The following is a 23747-nucleotide window of genomic DNA, read 5'->3' as shown; positions in this document are numbered from 1 at the left end:
GTAATTTTCAAAAACATTTAATATTTTTCTATATTAAAGCATATATCAGCTGTTTTAATTGTGGATATTTTTCTAAAAATTGTGGACAATGTGGATATAGTTGTTAATATTCCGACTTTACTGTTTAATGAAAGCGTAATCCTTTTGTGGATAACTGGCTGAATTTTCTTTGAAAATAATAAAGAACCCTCTTTACATATACAAAGAGGGTTTCATATTAAGTAAAAGATTGTGCAAGAGCAGGTGATTTAATAGGTATATGACGCGGTTCTGCATGATTTTCTGCCAAAATTGCATCTACAATATGACCAGCTGGCTCTGGAAGATAGATGCTTTTCATTGCTTCTTTCATTTGAAGAAGCTTCACATCATCTTGTAATAATGCCTCTGTTTTTGCAAAAACCTCACTATCATCGCGAATGACAACTGCTGCTCCCTTTCTTTCAAAGTACATCGCATTTTCATTTTCTTGTCCTGGAACAGGCTTATATAAAATGACAGGTACTTGCAACGCTGCTGCTTCACTTAATGTTATTCCGCCTGGCTTCGTAATCATACAAGAAGTAACACGGAATAATTCATCAATATTTTCAACATACCCAAACACTTTTAATGCATCGGAATTTTGCTTCTGTAAACTTAATAAATCCTGTTTTAAAGCTTCATTTTTCCCACAAACGACAACTATTTGTAAATTAGGCACTGACATAAATGATTGGCATAGTTCTTTTACATTTCCTAATACCCCATGAGCACCTGCTACAATTAGTAAAATCTTTTTATTCTTACATAACTGATATTTAGTATATATGATTTCCGGATTTACCTTTAACTCAAAACTACTCCGAATTGGAATTCCTGTTTCAACAATTTGTTCCGCAGGTACACCGATATCAACCATCAATTCTTTCACATGATCCGTTGCAACAAAATAACGATCTACTTCTCGATGAATCCATATTTTGTGCACGCAAAAATCCGTTAATACGTTATAGACAGGAATTGAAATACCTGTTTGTTTCTTCAATTCTGGTACAGCGATAATTGGAAATGTATTAATTACAATATCTGGTTTCTCCACCTGTAATAGTGTTTTCAAACGTTTTCTTCCAAAGTTCGCATACCAAGATGCTATTTTCTTATCATAAATTTTTTCTACCCCGTAATAAAACAAACGATATAATTCTTTTCCTATTGTATAACTTTTTAAATATAGATATTTTGTAATGTCAGTTATAAATGGATGTGATTCTCCAAACAAGTCGCATACAATAACATCTTCAATTCCTTTTTGGCGAAATGTTTGTTCTAATGTTTTTGCTACTTGCACATGACCATTACCGTAATGTGCAGTTAATATTAAAACCTTGGGGTTTTTTATCAAACAAATCCACTCCTAGCTTTTTGTTTCTCCATATTGCATATACGACAATAGGAAAAACATTTTCCTTAAAAATTACATAAACAGATGCTAATAATTCCCTTTCAGCTATGTACCTGTCGTGGATATGCAAAGCATATAAGATTGACCCCTTAATCCTATCTGTGCTCATATCTTTACATTATACTTTCCTATAAGAGCTTTCGCAATAACTTACAAATGTTCTCTATTCCATGATACTCACTCTTTTACTTCTTAATTCTTTTTACTATTTTGATTTCCCTTTACAATTATGTAAATTTCTCCATTTATTCCGTACAAAATTATGGATATTCTACTTTCAGTATACTCTTTTATCAATATATACTCTAGATTTTATTGTAAAGAAAGCAAAAAGCCTAATCCAATATTTGGATTAGACCGCTTGTAAAATATATTTAGCATGTTCTACATTTTTCTCAGTAGGTGGTTCTACATTTGCGAGTGGATACTTGTGTCCAAGCGCCTCCCATTTATATACACCAAGCTTATGATATGGTAACACTTCAACTTTTTGAACATTAGACAGACTTTGAATAAAGCTAGATAGTTTTTGTAGATCCTCTTCATTATCCGTAACACCAGGAACTAATACGTGTCGTACCCAAATTGGTTTATTCTTATCCGATAAATAACGAGCAAATTGTAAAATATGTTCATTTGGTTTCCCTGTTAATTTACGATGCTTTTTGGAATCGATATGTTTCAGATCCAATAAAACTAAATCTGTATAATCCATTAAAATATCTAGCTTATTTTGGAATTCTGGTTCCTCAGAATAACAACCACCAGAAGAGTCGATTGTTGTATGGATACCAGCCGCTTTACACTTTTTAAACAACTCAATTAAAAAGTCTAGCTGTAATAATGGCTCTCCACCGCTAACTGTTATACCGCCTCCGGAAGCTTCAATAAATGGAAGGTAACATGTCACATCCTGCATCACTTCTTCAACTGTTATTTCTTTACCTTTACCAATTTCCCACGTATCAGCATTATGACAATATTGACAACGTAATAAACACCCTTGTGTAAATATGACATAACGAATCCCTGGGCCATCAACAGTACCACAAGACTCTACAGAATGTATTCTTCCTTTTACCATGTTACTTCCTCCTTTATTGAAACAGCCTCCCTTCGCTATATATTAAGAGCGAAGGGACACTTTTTTCATTTACATGCTTTCATGCATTGTACGGTTAATTACATCAATTTGTTGTTCACGAGTTAATTTAATAAAGTTTACAGCATAACCAGATACACGAATTGTTAATTGTGGATACTTCTCAGGATGTTCCATTGCATCCATTAATGTTTCACGGTTAAATACGTTAATATTTAAGTGGTGCCCTTCTTTTACTGCATAACCATCAAGCATTGATACTAAGTTACGTACTTGTACATCATCTTCTTTACCAAGTGCTTTCGGAATAATAGAGAACGTATTAGAAATACCATCTTGTGCATCTTCATATGGTAATTTAGCCACAGATAATAATGAAGCTAATGCACCTTTTGTATCACGTCCATGCATTGGGTTCGCACCTGGTGCAAATGGTTCTCCAGTACGGCGGCCATCTGGAGTATTACCAGTTTTCTTACCGTATACAACATTAGATGTGATTGTTAAGATTGACATTGTATGAACAGAATTTCTGTATGTTTTATGTTTACGAAGTTTATTCATAAATGTTTTTACAAGATTTACAGCAATCTCATCTACACGATCATCATTGTTACCGTATTTAGGGAAATCTCCTTCAATCTCGAAGTCAACTGCAATACCATTTTCATCACGAATTGGTTTTACTTTTGCGTATTTAATTGCACTTAATGAATCTGCTACTACAGATAGACCAGCGATACCTGTTGCCATTGTACGAAGAACGTTTGTATCATGAAGTGCCATTTCAATACGTTCATAGCTATATTTATCATGCATGTAATGGATAACATTTAATGTGTTTAAATATAGACCCGCTAACCATTTCATTGTCATATCAAACTTATGCATAACTTCTTCATAATTTAATACTTCAGAAGTAATTGGTGCGTACTCAGGACCAACTTGTGCTTTTGACTTTTCATCTTTACCACCGTTAATCGCATATAATAATGCTTTCGCTAAGTTTGCACGAGCTCCGAAGAACTGCATTTGTTTACCGATTCTCATTGCAGATACGCAACATGCAATACCGTAATCATCGCCGTATTCAGGACGCATAATGTCATCATTTTCATATTGAATTGCTGATGTTTTAATAGACATTTTCGCACAGTAGTTTTTAAAGTTCTCTGGTAATTGTTTAGACCAAAGAACAGTTAAGTTTGGTTCTGGAGCTGGTCCCAAATTATCTAATGTATGCAAGAAACGGAATGAGTTCTTTGTTACTAATGGACGACCATCTAATGCCATACCACCGATAGATTCAGTTACCCAAGTTGGGTCACCAGAGAATAATTCATTATAATCAGGTGTTCTTGCGAATTTCACAAGACGTAATTTCATAATGAAGTGATCTACAATTTCTTGTACTTCTTCTTCTGTTAAAGTACCATTTGCTAAATCTCTTTCAATGTAAATATCTAAGAATGTAGAAGTACGTCCAAGACTCATTGCAGCTCCGTTTTGCTCTTTAATCGCTGCAAGGTATGCGAAGTATAACCATTGGAATGCTTCTTGTGCATTTGTTGCTGGCTTAGAAATATCGAAGCCATGAGAAGCAGCCATTTCTTTTAACTCTTGAAGTGCACGCATTTGCTCAGATAACTCTTCGCGTAAACGCATTGTATCTTCGCTCATTACACCACCAGTTAAATTCAAATCAGCTTTTTTCGCTTCAATTAAATGATCAATACCATATAACGCTACTCGGCGATAGTCACCGATAATACGTCCACGTCCGTATGCATCTGGAAGACCAGTAATAACACCTGATTTACGTGCATTTCTCATTTCTGGTGTGTATGCATCAAATACACCTTGGTTATGAGTTTTTCTCCACTCTCTAAAAATACGACTAAGTTCTTTATCCATTTCGTATCCATAAGATTCACAAGCTTGTTCTGCCATACGAATACCACCATATGGTTGTAAAGAACGTTTAAATGGTTTATCAGTTTGGAAACCGACTACTTTTTCAATATCTTTATTTAAGTATCCTGGGTCATGTGATGTAATAGAAGAAACAATTTTTGTATCCATATCAAGAACGCCACCGTTTTCACGTTCTTTCGTTGTTAAATCCATTACTTGATCCCAAAGTTGTTTCGTTGCTTCAGTTGCTTCTGCTAAGAAAGATTCGTCCCCTTCGAAAACGTTTACATTATTTAAAATGAAATCGCGAACATCAATCTCTGCTTTCCATTTTTCACCTTTAAAGTTTTCCCATGCGTTTTTAACATTTTCTAATACTTGAGTCATCCTAATCTCCTCCATTTTTGATTAGTACAGGACTAAGATTTTTTATATAACAGCTTACACACTTAGAATACTACTTTTTTACGAAAGTGAACGAAATAGTTGTGACATGTTTGTGAAATGTTGAGCAAACTACTATATATATAGTGTTAACTTCATTTAAAAGTCTTTAAAATTAACCCTTTCCTTAATTGTATTTTTTTGGTATCCTTATATACGAGTCCTATTTTGTAATATAAGAACAATACCCATTGTAGAGCTGTAATACTCTTATCTCCTAATCTGTTATAGTTTTTATAACAGAACAAAAAAGTGTACACATGTTGTACACTTTTTTTGTTACTTCTATAAAACATCTCTTTTTCTATTGCCATCATAGAATCCGCCACGATTGTCTGTTAATGCAATTATTTGATCTAGTCCTTCTATATGATCACCTATAATTCGAAGTACAGCTGGTGGATGACCTATTTTAGCAAAATGTTCACTGGGACGAATACGGTTCATCTTATCGACCTCAACACGACTTACACATGCAACTTCAAATCCTGAAAGAATAGCTTTCACTTGGGCTACACACGGCGCCAGTAAAGATCTATACCCAATTTCTTTCAAACACTTACGGCTAAACGCATTCGGTACAGCGATAAGAGAGCCTACGCCTAGATCTTTTCTATCACAAGCTAAATTTAATGCATATTTAAATGCAGTTACAAGATGAAGCGGTACTCTTAAATCTAAATAATGATTTAGATCATTTAATGCAACATCTGTTCCATCTGCAATAGCTTTCGCAAAAGGATACAGCTCACTCGCTGGAATAACAAAATCGCCATCTATAAATAACACAATTTCTCCTTTTGCAAAATACGTTCCAAGTGAGCGCCCCACATCATTTCCGAGTGCTTCTTTATATACAATTGTCGTTGCCCCTTTGTCTTTTGCAATTTTTTTCGTTTTATCTGACGAACCATTTACGACAACGATAATTTCGAAGGGTTCAATTTTGCGAAGCTCTTCTATAACGTTTCCAATTGTTTTCTCTTCATCTTGTACGGGAATAACAACCGATAGTTGCTTTCCTTTATACAAATCAGATGTAACACCCCACCCTTGATAAAACTCTTCAAAACTTAAAGTATGATAGACACTATCCCTTTTCCTATTTCCATCATAATATCCTCCGCGCTCATCACTGCTTAATATCCGTTCTGCTACTGCTTCTATATGATCACCTATCATTCTTTTTTCAGATTGGGAAAGATTTGGCCCATATGCAGCATGCTGGAATGGACGAAATTTATTCGGCGTAATAACGTCAATGGCACAATGACGACTAATTCTCCATTTACTTTGAACTAGGTGTAAATGAGCCACAATAGGATTAACAAAACATTCATATCCGATGCTTTGAACGACTTCTTTCGTCAGCGCATGAGGTACATCTAATAAAGAATTCATTTTTAATTCTTCACGCTCTAACATTGCATTTAATATTTGGCGCCATACTGTAATAGAAGTGGTTTTTTGCCTTTTTAAAAATAATGCATCCAAATTATTTAAAACTACATCTGCCTGATCGTATAAAATCGGATTAAGGAATAATTTTAATTTTGAAGTTGGAATAGCAAAATCACCATCTATAAATAGTAATACATCACCTATCGCATGTTTTGCGCCGACTGCACGTCCAACATCGTTCCCTAGTAGCTCTGTATGCTTGATTACTTTACACCCTAAACGATCTGCAACATCTTCTGTTCCATCATTACAACCGTTTGCTACTACAATGATTTCTACTGGATTTAATGGTCTTACCGATTGAATAACGTCTGAAATCGTATCGACCTCATTACATGCAGGAATAATAACAGATAATGACTTAGCCATTGTTTTGTTCACGAAACCACTTAATTGTTTCCTTCAATCCGTTTTCCCACGTTACTTTCGCCTGAAATTGAACAAGCTCTTTTAATTTTGTTACATCTGGTCTTCTATTTGGAATTTCTTCAAAACCATGAGGATATACTTCTTCAAAAGGCACTTGTACAATCTTCGAAGAAGAATTCGTTAATTTTTTAATTACTTCTGCTACTTCTTTTATACTCTGTTCATTCTCAGAACCTATATTAATAATCTCACCATTTACCTTCTCATCCATTGCCCGAATTGTTGCTTCTACCGCATCACTCACATACGTAAAACAACGTGTCTGCTTTCCATCTCCATATACGAGAATGTCTTCTCCTTGCAGTGCCGCACGGATAAATCGCGGAATTACTCCTGCATACGGACCATCTTTCGCTCTTGGACCATAAATATTAAAATATCGAACAATCGTTACCGGTAAGCCTTCTAATGCGTATCCTAAACATAATGTTTCTTCTAACGTTTTACAAACCGCATAACTCCAACGAATTTTAGAAGTTGCCCCGTACAATCGATCTCCCTCTTCAGAGAAAGGCGGCTTGGCCTTACCATATACTTCTGAAGTAGAAGCAAAAACTACTTTCTTCTTTCCTTTTAGCGCTGCTTGTAAAATATTTCTCGTCCCATCAAAATTCGTTTCTATGAGCTCTATACTTTTTTCCATTGTTGTTTTCACACCTAAAATTGCTGCTAAATGAAACACGACATCATGCTGATCTACTAATTCATAAATAGAATTTTTATCTAAAACACTTATTGGAATAACACGGATTTCTTTCATTAACTCTTTATGGTACTTATTTTTACCTTTATAAAAGTTATCCACAACAGTGACCTCATAACCTCTTCTCATCAACTCTTCAGCTAAATGTGACCCGATAAATCCGGCTCCACCTGTAATTAAACATTTCTTACTCATTTACTCACCTTCTTTACAATCCCGCGTGTATCTATTACTCGGTCTATTCCTTTAAAAAGCTTCCAATCAATATTAGAATGATCCGTTAAAATTAAAATACAATCCGCTTTTTTAACTTTTTCTTCATCTAAAGAAACAGATTGGTACACCTTATCTCCAATTTCCGCGGAAGAAATATAAGGATCATGATATTCTATCTCGTATCCTTGATTTCTTAATAATTGAATAATCGGTAACGCTGGTGATTCTCTCAAATCATTTACATCTTTTTTATACGCAATCCCTACAATTAACACCGTTGCAGGTAATTGCACCACACTTTTTACTTTCCGGACCATTTTCTCTGGCATTTCTTCATTAATTATATGTGCAGCCTCAATTAATTGACTAATTGCTCCATTCTTTTTTATTCTCCATTGAAAATATAAAGGGTCTACGGGAATACAGTGTCCCCCTATCCCTGGCCCTGGCCAATACGGAGTAAACCCAAATGGTTTTGTAGATGCCGCTTCAATGGCCTCATAAAAATCAATGCCTAAACTTTCACATAGTGTGTTTAGTTCATTTACTAAAGAAATGTTAACTAAGCGCTGAATATTTTCAAATAGCTTGCACATCTCTGCTACTTTCGGAGAGCTAACAGGTACAACTTCGTCAAAAATGGTACTATATAAATCCTGTACCTTTTGTTTACACTTTTCTGTTTGTCCACTAATAACTTTTGGAATAGCTTGAACTGAATATTGACTATTTGCTGGATCAATTCTCTCAGGGGAATATCCGATATAGAAATCTTCCCCTACCTTTTTACCATTTTGAGAAATAATAGGTAGGATGACTTCTTCAAGTGTGCCTGGATATGTGGAGCTTTCAAAAATGAAGGTTTGTCCTTTTTGAAGGTTTTGTTGTATATAATGCGAAGCTGAAATGAGGGCACTTAAGTCTGGTTCTCTTTGTTCATTAATTGGAGTCGGGACAGTGACAATAACATAATCACTATTTTGAAAATCAGCAATGCCTTGATCCGGTGTATTTACTGTTAATTTTTTTTTCGTCAATAAACTTTGTAACTCTTTAGAAGAAACATCCGGAATATAACTTTCTCCTTTTATAATTGAGTCTATTTTTCTAATATCTTTATCTAATCCAAGTACTGTATGCCCTCTTTCTGCAAAATGTACCGCTAAAGGAAGGCCAACATACCCTAGCCCAATAATAGCTACTTTACTACTATTCATTTGTATTCTCTTCTTCCCTTCTCAATTGTTGAATTACATCTCTATCTCTATCTCCATCTGTAAAACCACCACGTTCGTCCGTACATTGTAATAAATACGCAACCGCTTCAAGTTGATCACCGAAAATACGATCAAACGCTGAAATACGCCCATTTACAAATTCGTGTTGCTCTGGACGTACTCGATTTGTTTTTATAACATCTACTAACTCTACTGTTGTAATAGAGAATCCTTCTAAAATAGCTTTCACTTGTGCTAATGGCGGAATGATAAGGGAATCATATCCTATTTTCTCTATTACCTTCTTATGAATGGCATGTGGTACAGCAGTTAGTGAGTTATTCCATAAATCTGGTCGTTTCGCTATCAAATTCACAAAGTATTTTCCCATACTAATTGGATCTGCTGGATGAAACATATCTAATAAGCATTGTAAATCATTTAACACCACGTCATTTCCATCTTCAACAGCATGTAAAAATAGAGTGAGTTTTTTTGCTGGAATAACAAGATCACTATCAACGAATAAACAAATATCTGCCGTAGCATGCATGGCACCTATTGCTCGTGCTACATTATGTCCAAGCGCCTTCGTAAATTCAACAACAATAACATTCTCTAGCTTTGCCTGTTTAACAGTCTCAACATCTGCTCCATTCGCGACAACTATAATTTCATCTACACCTGCTTCTTTCACTTCTTTTATAACAGACCTTATGGTCATTTTCTCTTCTGATACTGGGATAATGGCACTATATTTCGCTTTATTCTTTTGTAATAAAACTGGTTTATACTTTCCTACAAACTCTCTATCTCTATTGTCCTCTGAAAAACCACCGCGTTTACCATATGTTTCGATTACGTATTGTAAAGCTCGCAAATGATCACCCATAATACGACTAGTCGCTTTCGGATAAGGAGAGCCAGGTGATGTACCAGTATGCACAGGACGAACTTTATTTGTGTAGATGACATCAACTGAAGCCATATCAGAAATATCTACTCCTCTAGACATCGCCATCGCTTGAAATAATGCTGGATCTGCTAAATTCCACCACCCCAGTTTTTCAATCACTTTACGACTTATCGCATGTGGTATTGCAATTAAAGATCCTACAACAAACTCTTTCTTGTTCAAATAACGATTTAACATATATTTTCCAACCGTCGTATAATGCGGTCTCATCTTCAAGTAAACGGACCATGTTAAATTATTTAAAACAATCTCATGTCCTTGTCGTATTCCTTTAATAAAATTGTATAATTCTTCACTTTTCATGACGATATCACCATCTAAAAACAAAACAATCTCGCCTTTTGCTTCTCTAGCACCAATTGCCCGTCCCACATCATTACCAAGAGAATATCTATAATAAATCACACGGCAATTATGCTGTAATGCTATTTCCTTCGTCCCATCTGTCGATCCATTATCTACTATGATAACTTCATATGGTTCGAGCTTTCTTACCTCTACTAAAACTTTTGATAAAGTACTTGCTTCATTATGCACTGGAATAACAACTGACACTCTCATACTTGTATCACTCTTACCCTTCCAAGCGAACATAAGCAATAATAGGAATACGCACAACTACATCTTCTGGTGGTCCATAAGAAGGAGAAGTACGAACAATTACTGCCCCATCCGTCACAGATAAAAGAACGCCTACAATGATTTCTACAGCTGTCACAACTTGCACTAGTTCTCCAACATGGTTACGTAATTCATCAGTAAATAACATATATAACTCTCCTTTCTTACGCTTCTTTAATTGATATAATACTTGTAAATGGTAATAAAACTTCAGTTCCTATTCCTTCTTGCAATGTTAAGAAGTCATCACCAACTGCTACAATAACACCTGTTAATTGTCCAACTGTCACCGTAATTTCTACGTTTTTACCTAAATACTGCTTTGCAATTTCTTTAAAAGGTGATGTATTGCATTCTTTTAAAATGTTACAAATAATAGATTGAAATCTACTTGATTCAATAACTTCTTCCGTAGCTTGCTTAGAGTTTCTTTGAATAAATCTCGCGAAGTTTTGTGAAAATAAAAGTCTTTCCACAGCAGGCAATAACTTATTATCTAAAAAATAATCTAATTGTCTATTAAACAATCTTGATAATTTATGCCAATATTTTCTGAACAGACACATACACTTCTCCTCCTATTATTTTTAGATTATAAAATTTTACATCCATACATCTTAATGTATACAAAATGGATATTTTTGTGATAGGTAAGACATACATTTTCTAAAAGAAATATTTGTTTCAGAGCATAAAAAAAACTATCCAACAGGATAGTTTCTTACACTTCAATATTCCGCAATATCGAATAAATGTCATTATTCACTTTACCAAATGATTTAATATTATTTTGAATGTTAGATAATAAAACAACATATACACTACCATTTTTACTAAATCCGTTTAAGCAATTCCAACCTGGCATTACACCATGATTCGAATAGCTTCCTGGGTCTACGTACCATCCAAACCCGTAATCCTTTTTTCCACCCGTAAACATTTGATCGTAACTCTCTTTTGAAATTAATTTTCCAGAGAATAGTGCTTCGTTAAATAAATATAAATCATGCGCACTTGTGTATATATCACCACAACCATATAGTTGTGACATGCTTGGAATATTAGGTGTTGTCATATTATTATTTACTATTTTATAACCCGTTGATGGGAATCTTGTTTGTTCTAACGCTGTGCCAAAGCCAGAATGTTTCATACCGGCAGTGGCAAAAATATGTTGTTTAATATATTCTTCGAGTGACTGCCCACTTACCTTCTCTGCAATATAAGCAAGTATAGAGTAGTTCGAATCAGAATACTTCCACTTCTCTCCTGGACCACCAATACGCTTTTGATTTCCTATCCGCTTTATCAGTTCTTCATGAGAAATATCTTCTTTTCCCTGCTCATATTCGGGAATCCCTGATGTATGTGTTAATAGATGTTTTAGCTGAATATTATTACCTTGTGGAAAATCTGGAATATACTTCGCAACAGTATCTTCTACTTGTAATTTATTTTGATCTTTCAATTGCATAATAGCAGTTGCTACAAACGCCTTTGAAATAGAACCAATATAAAAAGTCGTCTCTGAATTATTCGGTACTTGCTGCTCTTTATTTGCCATACCATACCCTTTATTCAGAAGAACTTTTCCGTTCTTCACAATAACAGCTGTCCCGCTAAATCCTGCGTTTTGTAAATACTGGTCCAATTGAGCGTTTTCATTAATTTCTTGAGGTGGCCCTTCAGCAGGTTTCTCCGCTGCTTGCGCTTGCTTCATTTGTTCTTCCTGCTCTTTTTGTTTTTGCTTCTGTACTTCTTGTTTCTTTTTTTCTTCTTTCTTTTTTAACTCTTCTTGTTTCTTCATTTCTGCTGCCGCTTTTAAAGTTTCTTCTTTCTTATTATGCGCAACAATTTTTGTATACATGAAATATACAAGTGATAATAGTAAGACGAGAATGATTGTTCTTTTTATGTATACAATCGGCCGATGTGCTTTCCCATTCGCATTATTTTTTTCCTGATCCATAATTGCTTTTTTCCCCTTACTCACCAATAATTTAATTCCTCTACTAAAGATTCGTTTTAGTAGATTATGGATAATCCATTCTATATCATCCCTACTTTATCACGCACTGCACATATTACCAACCTATATGTACAAAAAAGAAAAAGAAAATTTACAAAAGTAAGATTCCCGTTAAATTATTAACAAAAAAAAAGAGGATATCCTCTAAAAAATTGATGTTATCAATCTTTTTGGACATCCTCTTATCTCATTATTTATACGTGTTTTTTCATATCATCGGCAACAGATTCAACATTTGTACCTACGATAACTTGTACACTTGTATTACTTAATTTCATAACACCTTTTGCACCAGCACGTTTTAATGCTGCTTCATTTACTTGACCAGCATCTTTTACTTGTAAGCGTAGACGTGTTGCACAGTTATCAATAACTGTTAAGTTTTCTTTTCCGCCTAAAGCTGCTACGTAAGTTTCACCAATTGAACCTGCAACTGGTGCATCACCATCTTCAACTAACTCATCGTCATCTTCACGACCAGGAGTTTTTAAATCGAACTTCTTAATTAAGAAGTAGAATACTATGAAATAAATTGCTGCGTAAATTAAACCGATACCTGCTAGTAAGACTGGTTTTGTTGCAATACCGAAGTTTAAAGCATAATCGATTGCACCGGCACTAAATGAGAAACCATCATGAATGCCAAGTGATGTTGTAATGAATAAAGAAAGACCTGTTAGTACAGCATGAATACCATATAATACTGGTGATAAGAACATGAATGAGAATTCAATAGGCTCTGTAATACCAGTTAAGAATGAAGTTAATGCTAGACCAGCTAACATACCAGTAACTGCTTTACGCTTTTCTGGTTTAGCAGCTGCAATCATTGCGAAACATGCTGCTGGTAAACCGAACATCATAACTGGGAAGAAACCAGTCATAAACATACCTGCTGTTTTGTCACCTGCAAGGAAACGAGCAATATCACCATTAACAACATTACCTGCTGCATTTGTAAAGTCCCCAAATACAAACCAGAAGTATGTGTTCATTACGTGGTGTAAACCAATTGGGATTAATAAACGGTTTAATAAACCAAATAATCCTGAACCAATTGCACCTAAATTAACAATTCCATGAGCTAATGCATCAATACCATTTTGAATTGTTGGCCAAATTTGTGCAAATAGAATTCCTAATATCAGCATCACAACTGATGTAACAATTGGAACGAAACGTTTTCCAGCAAAGAAACCTAACCATTCTGGAAGTTTAATCTTATGGAATTTATTATAAAGAAGTCCTGCTATAACACCAACAATAATACCACCTAAAACTTTCATATCTACTTTAGTCGATAATTCAGCAGCCTTAGATACTTGTGTCATTGTATCTGCAAGCTTAGATGGATCTACATTTGCGCTATTACCTATTAAATCTTGGACTTTACCTAATTTACCTTGTAATTCAGCAGTTGAATACCCTTTGCTAAGTGCATCAATACTATTTTTCATAACAAGATAACCAATTGCACCTGCAAGACCTGCTGCACCACTACCATCCACTGAAAGACCGATTGCAATACCAATTGCAAAAATAAGTGCTAAGTTATCAAAAACTGCTGCGCCGGCCTGTGCCATAACAGGAATATCAAATACATCTGGTTGCCCTAAACGAAGCAATAATCCTGCTGCTGGTAGTACTGCGATCGGAAGCATTAACGCTTTACCAATACGTTGTAAAAACTGCAACATTTTAATTCCCCCTAATTAAATTTATGAAATCGTTATCATTATAAGTACGCTTTAGAAAACGCTTTCTATTACATAACCATAATAACATATAGTTGTATAGATGTGTAGTTTTTATTTCTGAACTTTTTATGGATAAATCTCCTATTTCCAAACTGTTATATAAAAGGAAAATTCTCCTTTTTAAAATACAGAATACTCGAAACGAAAGACCTATTATATCACATTGAACTTTCGTTTTATCATTCCACTTTTTCATGTTATTATTTATTTCCGAGCATATCGGGAAAAGTAAACTTAGTTAATTCAAAATAGGAGCGTTGGTACTATGCAGTGCATTGAAACAAACAACTTACAACAGTTGTTAGAACAAGTAAAACCATATACGAAAAAAGGCAAACTTGCTACTTATATCCCCGAACTAGGAAATGCAAATCCAGACGATTTAGGGATTGCCATTTTCCATAAAGAAACAGAATATATCCATGCAGGCAACTCACAAACACTATTTACTCTTCAAAGTATTTCCAAAGTAATTACACTTGCCCTTGCCCTTTTAGACCGTGGTGAAGAATATGTATTTTCTAAAGTTGGAATGGAACCAACGGGTGACCCATTTAATTCTATTATTAAGTTAGAAACGACAAGTCCGTCCAAACCCCTTAATCCAATGATAAATGCAGGAGCATTAGCTATTACAAGCATGTTAGCAGGAAAAGATAACGAGGAAAAAATGGAACGTATTCTTCACTTTGTACGTGAAATAACAGATAATCCTACTATTAATTATTCCTCTAAAGTTGCCGATTCAGAACTAGAGACAGCTTATCTAAACCGTTCACTTTGTTATTATATGAAACAAAACGGAATTATCGATTGTGATATTGAAGAACTTATGGATTTATATACTCGTCAATGCGCAGTTGAAGTAAACTGCATCGATTTAGCACGTATCGGCTTAATTTTTGCAATGGATGGATATGATCCATATAAAAAGAAACAAATCATCCCTAAACATATTACAAAAATTTGCAAAACATTTATGGTCACATGTGGTATGTATAACGAATCTGGTGAATTTGCAATTCGTGTTGGTATTCCTGCAAAAAGCGGTGTAGCCGGTGGTATTTTTGGCTGCGTAAAAGGAGACATGGGAATCGGTATTTTCGGACCAGCTTTAGATGCAAACGGAAATAGTATTGCTGGTTTTAAAATTCTTGAACTTCTTTCTGCTCAAGAAGGTTGGAGCATTTTTTAATCGCGAGTTATCCTGCTATACTAGCAGGATTTTTTATTTCGCCAAAACCTCAATTTTGTCAGTTATCAATCTTCTTATAAAAACAGTGCTGAAAGTTTCTCTATATCATGCATATTTGTTCCCCCCTCCTGAATAATATAGTACAACCTAGCGCTATATGTGGAGGTGTGAAAGATGAAACTAATATTTCAAATGGGAAAACAACCTGTTCTTGAAAAAACAATCCTTCTTTTTATATTGAGTATTGTAGAAAGCTTGAAGTTAAAAGTTGTTTCGCTCGACGAAGCTCACCGATACATATTCAATTTAGAAGTACTTGAATTATTAATGGATCGGAACATCGATGATCAAGTACTTGAACTTATTCATTTCGGGATGGGACTTGAAGACATTTATCACGTGCTTCCTGAAGAACTTGAGCATACGATTGAGGAATTAAAATGGCTTTGCATTCAAGTATTAAGTGAGTACAGTATGCATGAAGAATCGGAACAATTAATTGAAGATATACGGTAAAAAAGCACCTATGTAGGTGCTTTTAATGTTTTTTTAAACTATTTTTATACGCCTCAATATTTACTGGTAGCTCTTCCTCTTCCAAAGTATGTTCATTTACATCTTTATGAATGAACGCACCTTTAGGTGGTTGATGATCATGCCCTTTTTTCTTATGATCAAATGCTTTCCCGCGTCCCATACAAATCCCCCTTTCTTAAAAGAAATCCGTATTAGTATGGAGAAAAGTACGTCGATATATGCAATCCCTTGCTGTATTTCCAAGGAAATACTCGAACCTTGTTTTCTACTCTCCTTACAACAACTGATCAATCCCAATAAGAATTAATAACACTCCTGCGATAACTGTCGCCCACTTTCCTAAGTATTCTGCTAAAAATCGTTTCCCTACATACGCAAAGCCACTAATACAAATAAAACTAAACACCCCTGAAATAGTTGCTGTAAGCCAAAGGTTCAAATTTGTTATCCCAGCATCAAATCCACCTGCAATATTATTAATAGACAACGCAATCCCTAATACAATTGCTTCTGAAAAACTAATTGTTTTAGAACCATCAAAATCTGCTTTTTCTGGATCACGTAAAATTCCCATAAGTACATTACCATCTTTAGAGCCTACGGTATTTCTTTGCCCCAAGAAAGGCTGGCACAAAATAAACACCCCGATTATCCCTAAAACGATTGCTCCAATCAGGTTTGCTGTAAACTCTGAAATAAATAACGCGATCCAGTTCCCAAAAAATCCAGCTAATAAAGTAAATAAAAACCCAAAAAATGCGATGATAAAATTGTTGAACCACGAAATTCTAATTTTACGAATGCCATATGCAATCCCAACACCTGCATTATCTAAATTAGAAGCAATCCCGATTAAAAAAATTGAAAATAGACCTGCCGTACTCATAAATAGCCACCCCTTTTCCTCACTTTTCCATGCATCTTATGAAAATGTTGAGCAACTGTGCCTGTCTGTTTCATATACATGTAATAAATGCTCAACATTTTTTCAACAATAAAAAGGAGTGCCTTCGCTATGCCTAAAGAAAATCCAAATGAGCGGCTTAGTAGATTAATAAAAAAACTTTTAAAAGAACGTGCCTTATCTATGCGCCAACTCGGAATGCTTACAAATATTGATCCCGCAACAATCTCAAGAATTATGAATGGTAAACAACCGCCAAAACAAAAACACCTACAAAAATTCGCAGAATGTCTGCAAGTTCCACCCCAATTGTTATTTGATGAAATGTATCCTGATTCTCCTCACATTAATAAAGAAAAGACGGATATGTACACATCTCTTGATACAATTCAGCAAACTCTGCAATCCTCTAACTTATTCGATTTCGACTACACAACAACCCGCGTAAAACAAGAACTTGAAAACTATGAACGATATGCTCAAACAACAGAAGGTGAAAAGCGCATTCATGAAAGTTTCGCGAGCAAGTTAGAACAAATTGATAGTGCTGGCCCTTTCATTGAACAATTAACAGATATGTATCAACAATTTTGCAATGAAACGATTCCAAAAGAAGAGCGTGCAGTTCTTGGTGGCGCATTACTGTATTTCATTTTATCGACAGATATTATTCCCGACTATCTCTTTCCAATTGGCTATTTAGATGATGCGATTGCTGTTGAATTAGCAAAAGAGAAATTAATGGAACTAAAACGAAAGACATAGAAAAATAAAGAACTATTTCAGTTGTTTCTATTTAACTCTGAAATAGTTCACTAAAAAATCGTACAAGTATACATACCTGTACGATTTCAACATACTAATCTATTTTTTCATATGACACCATTCATATATAAATGCTGTTATTACTTTTGTAAATTCAATTAACTGCTCTACTTCTACTTTCTCATTTATTGAATGAGCTTCCTCTAATGTGCCTGGTCCGTAAATAACAGCCGGAATATGAAATTCACTAAACCAACCACCATCCGTTACCGTTGCAGACATATCTAAAATTGCGTTTTTAGAAAGAATTGATTCATGTACTGAGCTAAGCGTTTTTACAGCTGTATGTTCACTATCTATTTCTAAAGAAGGGAAAATTTCGCCACGATCCACAATCATTGATTCTCCGCCCCACTTAAATTGTGGTGGATTTTCACTTAGCCATGGATCGGCAGCTGCTACTTTACCGATATACTCTTCAATTTCTTTTATTATTTGTTCATGTGTTTCATTCGGATAAAAGTGCACTGTTATCCATAACCGGCACTCATCCGCAATAAAAGCTGCATGTCTTCCACCCTCAATAACAGCTGGATTAATTGTTGTTGTTCCAGACGGATAGCCTTCATATGTTTTCATAACTGCCCAATGACGCTCTAATTCTTGTAAACTTTGCACAATTTTCATCATTTTTTCAATTGCACTCGCTCCAAATAAACGTCCTCCAGCATGAATCATTTGCCTACGCGTTGCATCATGAAACGTTTGAGGGCTTTTCACAGTAATCCAGCCAGTAATTACGCCGCCCTGTCCTTGCATATGTAAATTACTCGTATCCACTACGACTGCAAAATCAGCATCATAACCTCTTTTGCAGCATTGAAGTGTACCAGCTTCTCCAACTTCTTCTCCAATTACGGATTGAAAGATTAAATCTCCAGGTAATTCAATACCAGCTTCTTTTAATAGCTGAATAGCAAATAGCGCTCCAGCTAGTCCCCCTTTCATATCAGCTGCACCACGTCCAACTAACCAACCATCTTTTATAAATGGCTCAAACGGATTTGTTTCCCACGCCTCATCTGCCGATACTTCAGCTACATCCATATGTCCATTAATAATAAGACTTTTATATGAGTCACTTTTTGCCCCTTTTTTCACACCAACAACGTTCGGATCATTAGGATATACATCCCATTTATCAACACTAAAATTTTGTTCTCTTAGAAACTCTGCAACAAATTGTTGTGCCTCATTTGTATTTCTCGCCGGCGGTGCTGGTGTTTCAAAACGAATTAAATTCTTTGTAAGCTCTAGTAACTCATCTTTTCGTAAATCAATCTGCTCTAATAGCTGTGAAACTTTTTTATTCATCGCTAATTCCCCTTTACATACGTAGTATGTTTCCAACTTTATTTTCACAAAAAAAGAGACTGTTTACAAATCTTACAGTCTCCAAATTAATTCATATTAGAAGCTCTCTACTTCCGTCGTATTTGTCTTTTCAATATGTTCTACTTTACGTGCCTTATTTCTTGTCGCACGGTAAAACAGTAAACAAACAATCATAAATGGAATTCCGCAATACAATGCCATTCTTTGCTCTGGAATAAAGGCCATACCAATAATTACTGTTACATTTAATACTAGTGCAAGCAGTGGTACGAATGGATACAGAGGTGTTTTAAATTTCAATTCTTTCACATCCCCGCCCTGCTTTATGTATGACCTCCTAGCTAATAAGTTAGATAGAGCAATAGATGCCCAAACTAATATCGCCCCGAACCCAGCAATAGAAAGTAGCCATAAATAAACTGTATCTTCCGCATAAATACCTGATAGTAATGAAAGGCAACCTACAATTGTACTTACAATCAATGCATAAATAGGAACACCGTTTTTAGATAACTTACCAAAAATCGGACTAATCATTCCTTGATTAGACATAGACCATAGCATACGAGAAGTTGCATATAATCCTGAATTCGCAACGGATAGAACCGCTGTAATGATAACAAAATTTATAATATCTGCTGCATAAGGAATACCAATTTTATCAAATACAACTACAAATGGACTTTCTATTACTCCTGCTTGTTGCCAAGGGAATAGTCCAGCAAGAATAAAAATAGATAGTACAAAGAAAACAAGTATACGCCAAACTGTATTGTTAATTGCCTTCGGGATTGTTTTCTCTGGATTTTCACTCTCACCTGCTGCAATACCGACTAGTTCCGTTCCTTGGAAAGAAAAATTAACTGCAATCATCGTAATTAAAATAGCTGATAATCCATTTGGGAACAATCCACCATAATCAGTAAAACTAGAGAACATCGGTGCTGGTTCATTTCCTTTCATATCTAGAAAACCAAACATTGCTGCCCCGCCCAAAATAATAAATGCAATGATCGTAATTACTTTAATACTTGCAAACCAAAATTCAACTTCCGCAAAACTTCTTGAAGATAACGCATTAATAGCAAAGAGGAGTAACGCAAACACTACGCACCAAATCCATGAAGGTACATCTGGAAACCATCGCTTCATTAAAATACTAACTGCAATTAGTTCAATCCCTATCGTAGCTGACCAGTTTAACCATGACATCCATCCAACTACATAACCCGCTGCAGGGGAAATATGCTTCGTAGCATACGTTTGATAAGATCCTGCGTCAGGCATTGCAACAGCTAACTCTCCAAGACAGAGCATCGTTAAATACATAACAAATCCTCCAACAAGATATGCTACAATCGCTCCTCCAGGCCCAGCTTCATGAATTGTATACCCAGATCCTAAAAAAAGACCGGTACCAATAACGCCTCCAAGTGCAATCATAAATATGTGCCTGCTTTTCAATTCTCTTTTTAATCCTTGATTTTGATTCATCATATAAATCCCCCCTTTTCACTTTGTAAACCCATTTAATGTAAGCGTTTTTAAAATTATTCACCGTAAAAATAATGATTTAAAAGAGCAAAAATACACGTCACTTACATTAATCACTGCCTGTTACTAAAAGGTCATCCCTTACTGTTATTAATAACTTTTGATCAGCAATAGCTTGTCCTTCTACTACTTCTAATGATTCAATATAACCACTGATCCCTATCTTAATTTCTACTTTCTGTTTATCTATTGTTTCAATTAATGCTAATTTCTCCCACTCATATACGTAAGAACTTTCCGTAACAAATAACTTCTCTACTTTCCCGTAACAAGGACTATACACGCATTCTATAACCGTCTTCACTTTATACACTCCTCCTTCTTATTAGTTGGTACTGAAACGTTGCATATCCCTCCTTTAGATATATCAATTATTATTTATGCAAAATGCGTACCAATCTCCAATTCCTATTTAAAATGAAGGTTTCTCAAAAAAAAAACTTCATAACCGCAAAATTTTTCTATCATTTCAGAGATTTTAAAAGGAAAATAGCAAAAAAATTTTGCGATTTTATAAGAATTTTAATAAAATTATAAAAAGTCAGTCTTCATAGGGTGGAATGAGGAGAAGATAATCTATGCGTACAGAAGAAATTAATTTAAAACAGATCATTGAAATGAATATGCTATATGAAACTTTACTCAATGAACTCGACATCGGAATTCATATTATTAATGAGGAAAGTAAGACGATTATCTATAACCGCAAAATGATGGAAATTGAATCAATGGAGCGCTCAGATGTGCTATATAAAAGTCCTTTAGAAGTATTCGCATTTGAGGAAAATAAAAATAGTACTCTTATAGAGGCATTAAAATTTAGAAAAACAAAGAAAAATATAAAACAAACGTATTTTAACAATAAAGGACAAGAAATTACAACGATTAACGATACTTTCCCTATAATAGAAAATGGAAAAATTAAAGGCGCTATTGAAATATCAAAAGAAATTAGTAACTTAAAGCAAACGATAAAAATAGGTCCTTCTCGAAAACAAAGCACTAAATTTACCTTTGATCACATAATTGGTGATTCTGAAGCCATTCAATCAATCATTACAGAAGGAAAAAGAGTAATTCGTACATCTTCCTCCATACTTCTAGTAGGAGAAACAGGCACTGGTAAAGAACTATTTGCACAAAGCATCCATAATGAAAGTCAGCGTTCAACAAAACCCTTTATTTCACAAAACTGTGCCGCTATACCTGATACCTTAATGGAAAGCCTACTATTTGGCACAAATCGAGGTGCCTTTACAGGAGCAATAGATAAATCAGGCTTATTCGAAGAAGCAAACGGAGGAACTTTGTTATTAGATGAAATCAATTCATTAAGCCCAATACTTCAAGCTAAGTTGCTGCGGGCTATACAAGAAAAAACAATACGAAGAATCGGAGGTACACACGAAAAAGAAATTGATGTTCGCATTATAGCAACTATCAATGAAGATCCCTTTGAAGCCATCGCACATAATCGATTAAGAGAAGACTTATATTACCGATTAAGCGTCGTTACTTTATGTCTTCCGCCTTTACGTGAAAGAAAAGAAGATATTCCAGCTCTTGTTCAGCACTTTATTGAAAAATATAATACTCAATTCGGGCTCAACGTAACCGATGTAGATGTAAATGTAAGAGAATTTTTCTATGCATACGATTGGCCTGGAAACGTACGGGAGTTGGAACATATAATTGAAGGTTCCATGAACTTGATAGAAGATGAAACCATCATTACAGCGTTTCATCTTCCTACTCGCTTTCGCGAACGAATAAAAACAGAATTCAATATGCAACATGCACTAACTACTCACAATACTGATGCACCTAAAACTTTAAAACACACAATAGAAAAAATGGAAAAGAACTACATTAACCAAATTCTTAAAGAGAATCATGGCAACATCTCACAAGCTGCAAAATTTTTAGGATTAAGTAGGCAAAACTTACAATATCGAATTAAAAAACTGCATTTACACATATGAAATAAACATGTCTCCAAGTGTAAAAATAAATTGGTAAAATATGTTATAATAAATATATAACATGCTAGAAAGGGGCTATATATATGAGTAATGATAAAAAATTAAAGTTATTACAATACTTATACTTTTTCCCTGCCATGCTCTGTATGATGTTATTCATTAATGCCGATGTAAGCAGCTCTCCTTATGCAAAGCTATTAGGAACAATTTTTGGCTCCTTTGCAGCTATTATGCTTGCTGCTTTTTGGAATTTGAAGATACGTATAAAAAACGAAAAATCTTCTTAATACTAAAAAAATCGAGCTACTTAGCCCGATTTTTTTATTTGCCATTAAAACTCAACATTCTCTAAATACAACCCACTTGCCTCAGCAAGACAATTAATTTGATTGCGCTGCTTTTCCTCTAAAATGTTTGGAATTGCTTCAGCATCTAATTGTCCTAATCCAACTTCAATTAATGCCCCGACAATTTTTCTTACCATATTATGAAGGAAGCCGTTACCACTTACTCTAATTTGTACAAACCCTGCCTCTTCCATCACATCAAGTGTATATACTTCTCGAACCATGGATTTTTTCTTTGATTTCGCATTTGAAAAAGCAGTAAAGTCATGTGAACCAACTAAATGTTTTGCAGCTGCTTTCATGCTTTTCACATTTAATTTTTTATTCACATGCATGCTGTATTTACGCATAAATGGATTTGTATGCTCTTCATTCCAAATTTTATACAGATATGTTTTTGCTTTAGAATTGTAACGAGCATGGAAACGATCATGTACTTCTTCCACATTCGTAATGCTAATATCGTTAGGTAAATATTGATTTAAATATTTTTTCACTTTATGTTCCACTAACTTCTCATCACTTTGAAAGTTAGCAACTTGATTCAAAGCATGTACACCAGCGTCTGTTCTACTACAACCGATAATTTCAATTTCTTTTCCGACCATTTCAGATATGACACTTTCGATTTTTCCTTGAATTGTATTATCGTTATTACCGAGACGTTGCCATCCTTTAAAACGTGCGCCGTCGTACTGAATCGTTAATTTATAATTATGCATAATATTCTCCTTCATAGAAAATATTCCCTCATA

The 23747-nt window shown here is 34.7% G+C and carries 23 protein-coding genes and 1 pseudogene; 5 read left to right on the top strand and 19 right to left on the bottom strand.

The window, feature by feature from the left end; genetic code table 11:
* Positions 1-217: 217 nt before the first annotated feature.
* The 13 genes and pseudogenes from V6946_RS02465 to V6946_RS02405 all read right to left on the bottom strand — a co-directional run bounded on the left by V6946_RS02465 (position 218) and on the right by V6946_RS02405 (position 14509).
* The gene (locus V6946_RS02465) at positions 218-1384 is read right to left on the bottom strand and encodes a diglucosyl diacylglycerol synthase (RefSeq protein WP_000594690.1); all 1167 of its coding nucleotides are present in this window, start codon (positions 1382-1384) and stop codon (positions 218-220) included.
* 412 nt (positions 1385-1796) lie between these two features.
* On the bottom strand, positions 1797-2528 hold the full coding sequence (gene pflA / locus V6946_RS02460) for a pyruvate formate-lyase-activating protein (protein WP_000238458.1): 732 nt from the start codon (positions 2526-2528) through the stop codon (positions 1797-1799).
* Positions 2529-2597: 69 nt separating this feature from the next.
* Positions 2598-4847, bottom strand: coding sequence for a formate C-acetyltransferase (gene pflB / locus V6946_RS02455; RefSeq protein WP_006916161.1), 2250 nt, complete (start codon positions 4845-4847; stop codon positions 2598-2600).
* Between the two features lie 152 nt (positions 4848-4999).
* Positions 5000-5221 (bottom strand): hypothetical protein, encoded by a 222-nt coding sequence (locus V6946_RS02450; RefSeq protein ID WP_002094217.1) that lies wholly within the window; start codon positions 5219-5221, stop codon positions 5000-5002.
* On the bottom strand, positions 5190-6734 hold the full coding sequence (locus tag V6946_RS02445) for a glycosyltransferase (protein WP_006916162.1): 1545 nt from the start codon (positions 6732-6734) through the stop codon (positions 5190-5192). The genes V6946_RS02450 and V6946_RS02445 overlap by 32 nt, the downstream gene beginning before the upstream one ends.
* Entirely contained in the window at positions 6727-7692 is a 966-nt protein-coding gene (locus V6946_RS02440) for an NAD(P)-dependent oxidoreductase (protein ID WP_000037018.1), read from the bottom strand. Before V6946_RS02440 ends, V6946_RS02445 begins: the two co-directional genes overlap by 8 nt.
* Positions 7689-8930 carry a nucleotide sugar dehydrogenase gene (locus V6946_RS02435; protein ID WP_001088924.1) on the bottom strand — a complete coding sequence of 414 codons (1242 nt, stop codon included), beginning with the start codon at positions 8928-8930 and terminating at the stop codon, positions 7689-7691. The genes V6946_RS02440 and V6946_RS02435 overlap by 4 nt, the downstream gene beginning before the upstream one ends.
* Positions 8923-10467, bottom strand: coding sequence for a glycosyltransferase (locus V6946_RS02430; protein ID WP_001266468.1), 1545 nt, complete (start codon positions 10465-10467; stop codon positions 8923-8925). The genes V6946_RS02435 and V6946_RS02430 overlap by 8 nt, the downstream gene beginning before the upstream one ends.
* A gap of 13 nt (positions 10468-10480) precedes the next feature.
* A complete protein-coding gene (locus tag V6946_RS02425) occupies positions 10481-10675 on the bottom strand; it encodes a hypothetical protein (RefSeq protein ID WP_000899470.1) in 195 nt (64 codons plus the stop codon).
* A gap of 16 nt (positions 10676-10691) precedes the next feature.
* Positions 10692-11093 (bottom strand): hypothetical protein, encoded by a 402-nt coding sequence (locus tag V6946_RS02420; protein ID WP_000335531.1) that lies wholly within the window; start codon positions 11091-11093, stop codon positions 10692-10694.
* Positions 11094-11248: 155 nt separating this feature from the next.
* The gene (locus V6946_RS02415; protein ID WP_033691709.1) at positions 11249-12496 is read right to left on the bottom strand and encodes a serine hydrolase; all 1248 of its coding nucleotides are present in this window, start codon (positions 12494-12496) and stop codon (positions 11249-11251) included.
* Between the two features lie 254 nt (positions 12497-12750).
* Positions 12751-14253 carry an N-acetylglucosamine-specific PTS transporter subunit IIBC gene (gene nagE, locus V6946_RS02410; RefSeq protein ID WP_000938900.1) on the bottom strand — a complete coding sequence of 501 codons (1503 nt, stop codon included), beginning with the start codon at positions 14251-14253 and terminating at the stop codon, positions 12751-12753.
* A gap of 141 nt (positions 14254-14394) precedes the next feature.
* Positions 14395-14509, bottom strand: a pseudogene (locus V6946_RS02405) (transcriptional regulator).
* Positions 14510-14578: 69 nt separating this feature from the next.
* On the opposite strand from V6946_RS02405, the gene glsA reads away from it, so the two are divergent.
* Together glsA and V6946_RS02395 are read left to right on the top strand one after the other, a co-directional pair.
* Positions 14579-15508: a glutaminase A gene (gene glsA / locus V6946_RS02400; protein ID WP_001149850.1), complete on the top strand. Its 930-nt coding sequence runs from the start codon at positions 14579-14581 to the stop codon at positions 15506-15508.
* Between the two features lie 174 nt (positions 15509-15682).
* Positions 15683-16024 carry a DUF3969 family protein gene (locus V6946_RS02395; protein ID WP_000766604.1) on the top strand — a complete coding sequence of 114 codons (342 nt, stop codon included), beginning with the start codon at positions 15683-15685 and terminating at the stop codon, positions 16022-16024.
* Between the two features lie 22 nt (positions 16025-16046).
* Here the strand turns inward: V6946_RS02395 and V6946_RS02390 are convergent, their stop codons facing one another.
* Both V6946_RS02390 and ytaF read right to left on the bottom strand, forming a co-directional pair.
* Complete coding sequence (locus V6946_RS02390; protein ID WP_000532409.1) at positions 16047-16205, bottom strand: hypothetical protein; 159 nt, start codon at positions 16203-16205, stop codon at positions 16047-16049.
* 114 nt (positions 16206-16319) lie between these two features.
* A complete protein-coding gene (gene ytaF / locus V6946_RS02385) occupies positions 16320-16931 on the bottom strand; it encodes a sporulation membrane protein YtaF (RefSeq protein ID WP_000100724.1) in 612 nt (203 codons plus the stop codon).
* Positions 16932-17060: 129 nt separating this feature from the next.
* On the opposite strand from ytaF, the gene V6946_RS02380 reads away from it, so the two are divergent.
* A complete protein-coding gene (locus V6946_RS02380; protein WP_001123718.1) occupies positions 17061-17714 on the top strand; it encodes a helix-turn-helix domain-containing protein in 654 nt (217 codons plus the stop codon).
* Between the two features lie 99 nt (positions 17715-17813).
* On the opposite strand, the gene V6946_RS02375 is transcribed toward V6946_RS02380, so the two are convergent.
* The 3 genes from V6946_RS02375 to V6946_RS02365 form a co-directional block, all read right to left on the bottom strand.
* Positions 17814-19136, bottom strand: coding sequence for an acetylornithine deacetylase (locus tag V6946_RS02375; RefSeq protein ID WP_155893641.1), 1323 nt, complete (start codon positions 19134-19136; stop codon positions 17814-17816).
* Between the two features lie 48 nt (positions 19137-19184).
* Entirely contained in the window at positions 19185-20606 is a 1422-nt protein-coding gene (locus V6946_RS02370) for an amino acid permease (protein ID WP_000981860.1), read from the bottom strand.
* Positions 20607-20712: 106 nt separating this feature from the next.
* Complete coding sequence (locus tag V6946_RS02365; protein ID WP_000859480.1) at positions 20713-20967, bottom strand: biotin/lipoyl-containing protein; 255 nt, start codon at positions 20965-20967, stop codon at positions 20713-20715.
* A 274-nt stretch (positions 20968-21241) separates the two neighbouring features.
* On the opposite strand from V6946_RS02365, the gene V6946_RS02360 reads away from it, so the two are divergent.
* Positions 21242-22645: a sigma-54-dependent Fis family transcriptional regulator gene (locus V6946_RS02360; protein WP_006916187.1), complete on the top strand. Its 1404-nt coding sequence runs from the start codon at positions 21242-21244 to the stop codon at positions 22643-22645.
* 83 nt (positions 22646-22728) lie between these two features.
* Positions 22729-22932 (top strand): hypothetical protein, encoded by a 204-nt coding sequence (locus tag V6946_RS02355; RefSeq protein WP_000063860.1) that lies wholly within the window; start codon positions 22729-22731, stop codon positions 22930-22932.
* Between the two features lie 44 nt (positions 22933-22976).
* Here V6946_RS02355 and truA read toward each other — a convergent pair whose 3' ends face one another.
* Positions 22977-23714, bottom strand: a complete 738-nt coding sequence (gene truA / locus V6946_RS02350) for a tRNA pseudouridine(38-40) synthase TruA (protein WP_000553118.1) — start codon at positions 23712-23714, stop codon at positions 22977-22979.
* Between the last annotated feature and the right edge of the window lie 33 nt (positions 23715-23747).

It is taken from the genome of Bacillus sp. PPSBB_2, assembly GCF_045291115.1.
GTDB classification, from domain to species: domain Bacteria; phylum Bacillota; class Bacilli; order Bacillales; family Bacillaceae_G; genus Bacillus_A; species Bacillus_A cereus.
The sequence above is the reverse complement of the archived record's forward strand: the minus strand, read 5'-3'. Positions and strand labels throughout refer to the sequence as shown.

What these genes read in the sequence shown, in the direction of transcription:
- pflA (WP_000238458.1), bottom strand. Translation starts at nt 2,528, where the DNA reads ATGGTAAAAGGAAGAATACATTCTGTAGAGTCTTGTGGTACTGTTGAT.
- pflB (WP_006916161.1), bottom strand. Translation starts at nt 4,847, where the DNA reads ATGACTCAAGTATTAGAAAATGTTAAAAACGCATGGGAAAACTTTAAA.
- V6946_RS02450 (WP_002094217.1), bottom strand. Translation starts at nt 5,221, where the DNA reads ATGATGGCAATAGAAAAAGAGATGTTTTATAGAAGTAACAAAAAAAGT.
- V6946_RS02445 (WP_006916162.1), bottom strand. Translation starts at nt 6,734, where the DNA reads ATGGCTAAGTCATTATCTGTTATTATTCCTGCATGTAATGAGGTCGAT.
- V6946_RS02440 (WP_000037018.1), bottom strand. Translation starts at nt 7,692, where the DNA reads ATGAGTAAGAAATGTTTAATTACAGGTGGAGCCGGATTTATCGGGTCA.
- V6946_RS02435 (WP_001088924.1), bottom strand. Translation starts at nt 8,930, where the DNA reads ATGAATAGTAGTAAAGTAGCTATTATTGGGCTAGGGTATGTTGGCCTT.
- V6946_RS02430 (WP_001266468.1), bottom strand. Translation starts at nt 10,467, where the DNA reads ATGAGAGTGTCAGTTGTTATTCCAGTGCATAATGAAGCAAGTACTTTA.
- V6946_RS02425 (WP_000899470.1), bottom strand. Translation starts at nt 10,675, where the DNA reads ATGTTATTTACTGATGAATTACGTAACCATGTTGGAGAACTAGTGCAA.
- V6946_RS02420 (WP_000335531.1), bottom strand. Translation starts at nt 11,093, where the DNA reads ATGTGTCTGTTCAGAAAATATTGGCATAAATTATCAAGATTGTTTAAT.
- V6946_RS02415 (WP_033691709.1), bottom strand. Translation starts at nt 12,496, where the DNA reads ATGGATCAGGAAAAAAATAATGCGAATGGGAAAGCACATCGGCCGATT.
- nagE (WP_000938900.1), bottom strand. Translation starts at nt 14,253, where the DNA reads ATGTTGCAGTTTTTACAACGTATTGGTAAAGCGTTAATGCTTCCGATC.
- glsA (WP_001149850.1), top strand. Translation starts at nt 14,579, where the DNA reads ATGCAGTGCATTGAAACAAACAACTTACAACAGTTGTTAGAACAAGTA.
- V6946_RS02395 (WP_000766604.1), top strand. Translation starts at nt 15,683, where the DNA reads ATGAAACTAATATTTCAAATGGGAAAACAACCTGTTCTTGAAAAAACA.
- V6946_RS02390 (WP_000532409.1), bottom strand. Translation starts at nt 16,205, where the DNA reads ATGGGACGCGGGAAAGCATTTGATCATAAGAAAAAAGGGCATGATCAT.
- ytaF (WP_000100724.1), bottom strand. Translation starts at nt 16,931, where the DNA reads ATGAGTACGGCAGGTCTATTTTCAATTTTTTTAATCGGGATTGCTTCT.
- V6946_RS02380 (WP_001123718.1), top strand. Translation starts at nt 17,061, where the DNA reads ATGCCTAAAGAAAATCCAAATGAGCGGCTTAGTAGATTAATAAAAAAA.
- V6946_RS02370 (WP_000981860.1), bottom strand. Translation starts at nt 20,606, where the DNA reads ATGATGAATCAAAATCAAGGATTAAAAAGAGAATTGAAAAGCAGGCAC.
- V6946_RS02360 (WP_006916187.1), top strand. Translation starts at nt 21,242, where the DNA reads ATGCGTACAGAAGAAATTAATTTAAAACAGATCATTGAAATGAATATG.
- V6946_RS02355 (WP_000063860.1), top strand. Translation starts at nt 22,729, where the DNA reads ATGAGTAATGATAAAAAATTAAAGTTATTACAATACTTATACTTTTTC.
- truA (WP_000553118.1), bottom strand. Translation starts at nt 23,714, where the DNA reads ATGCATAATTATAAATTAACGATTCAGTACGACGGCGCACGTTTTAAA.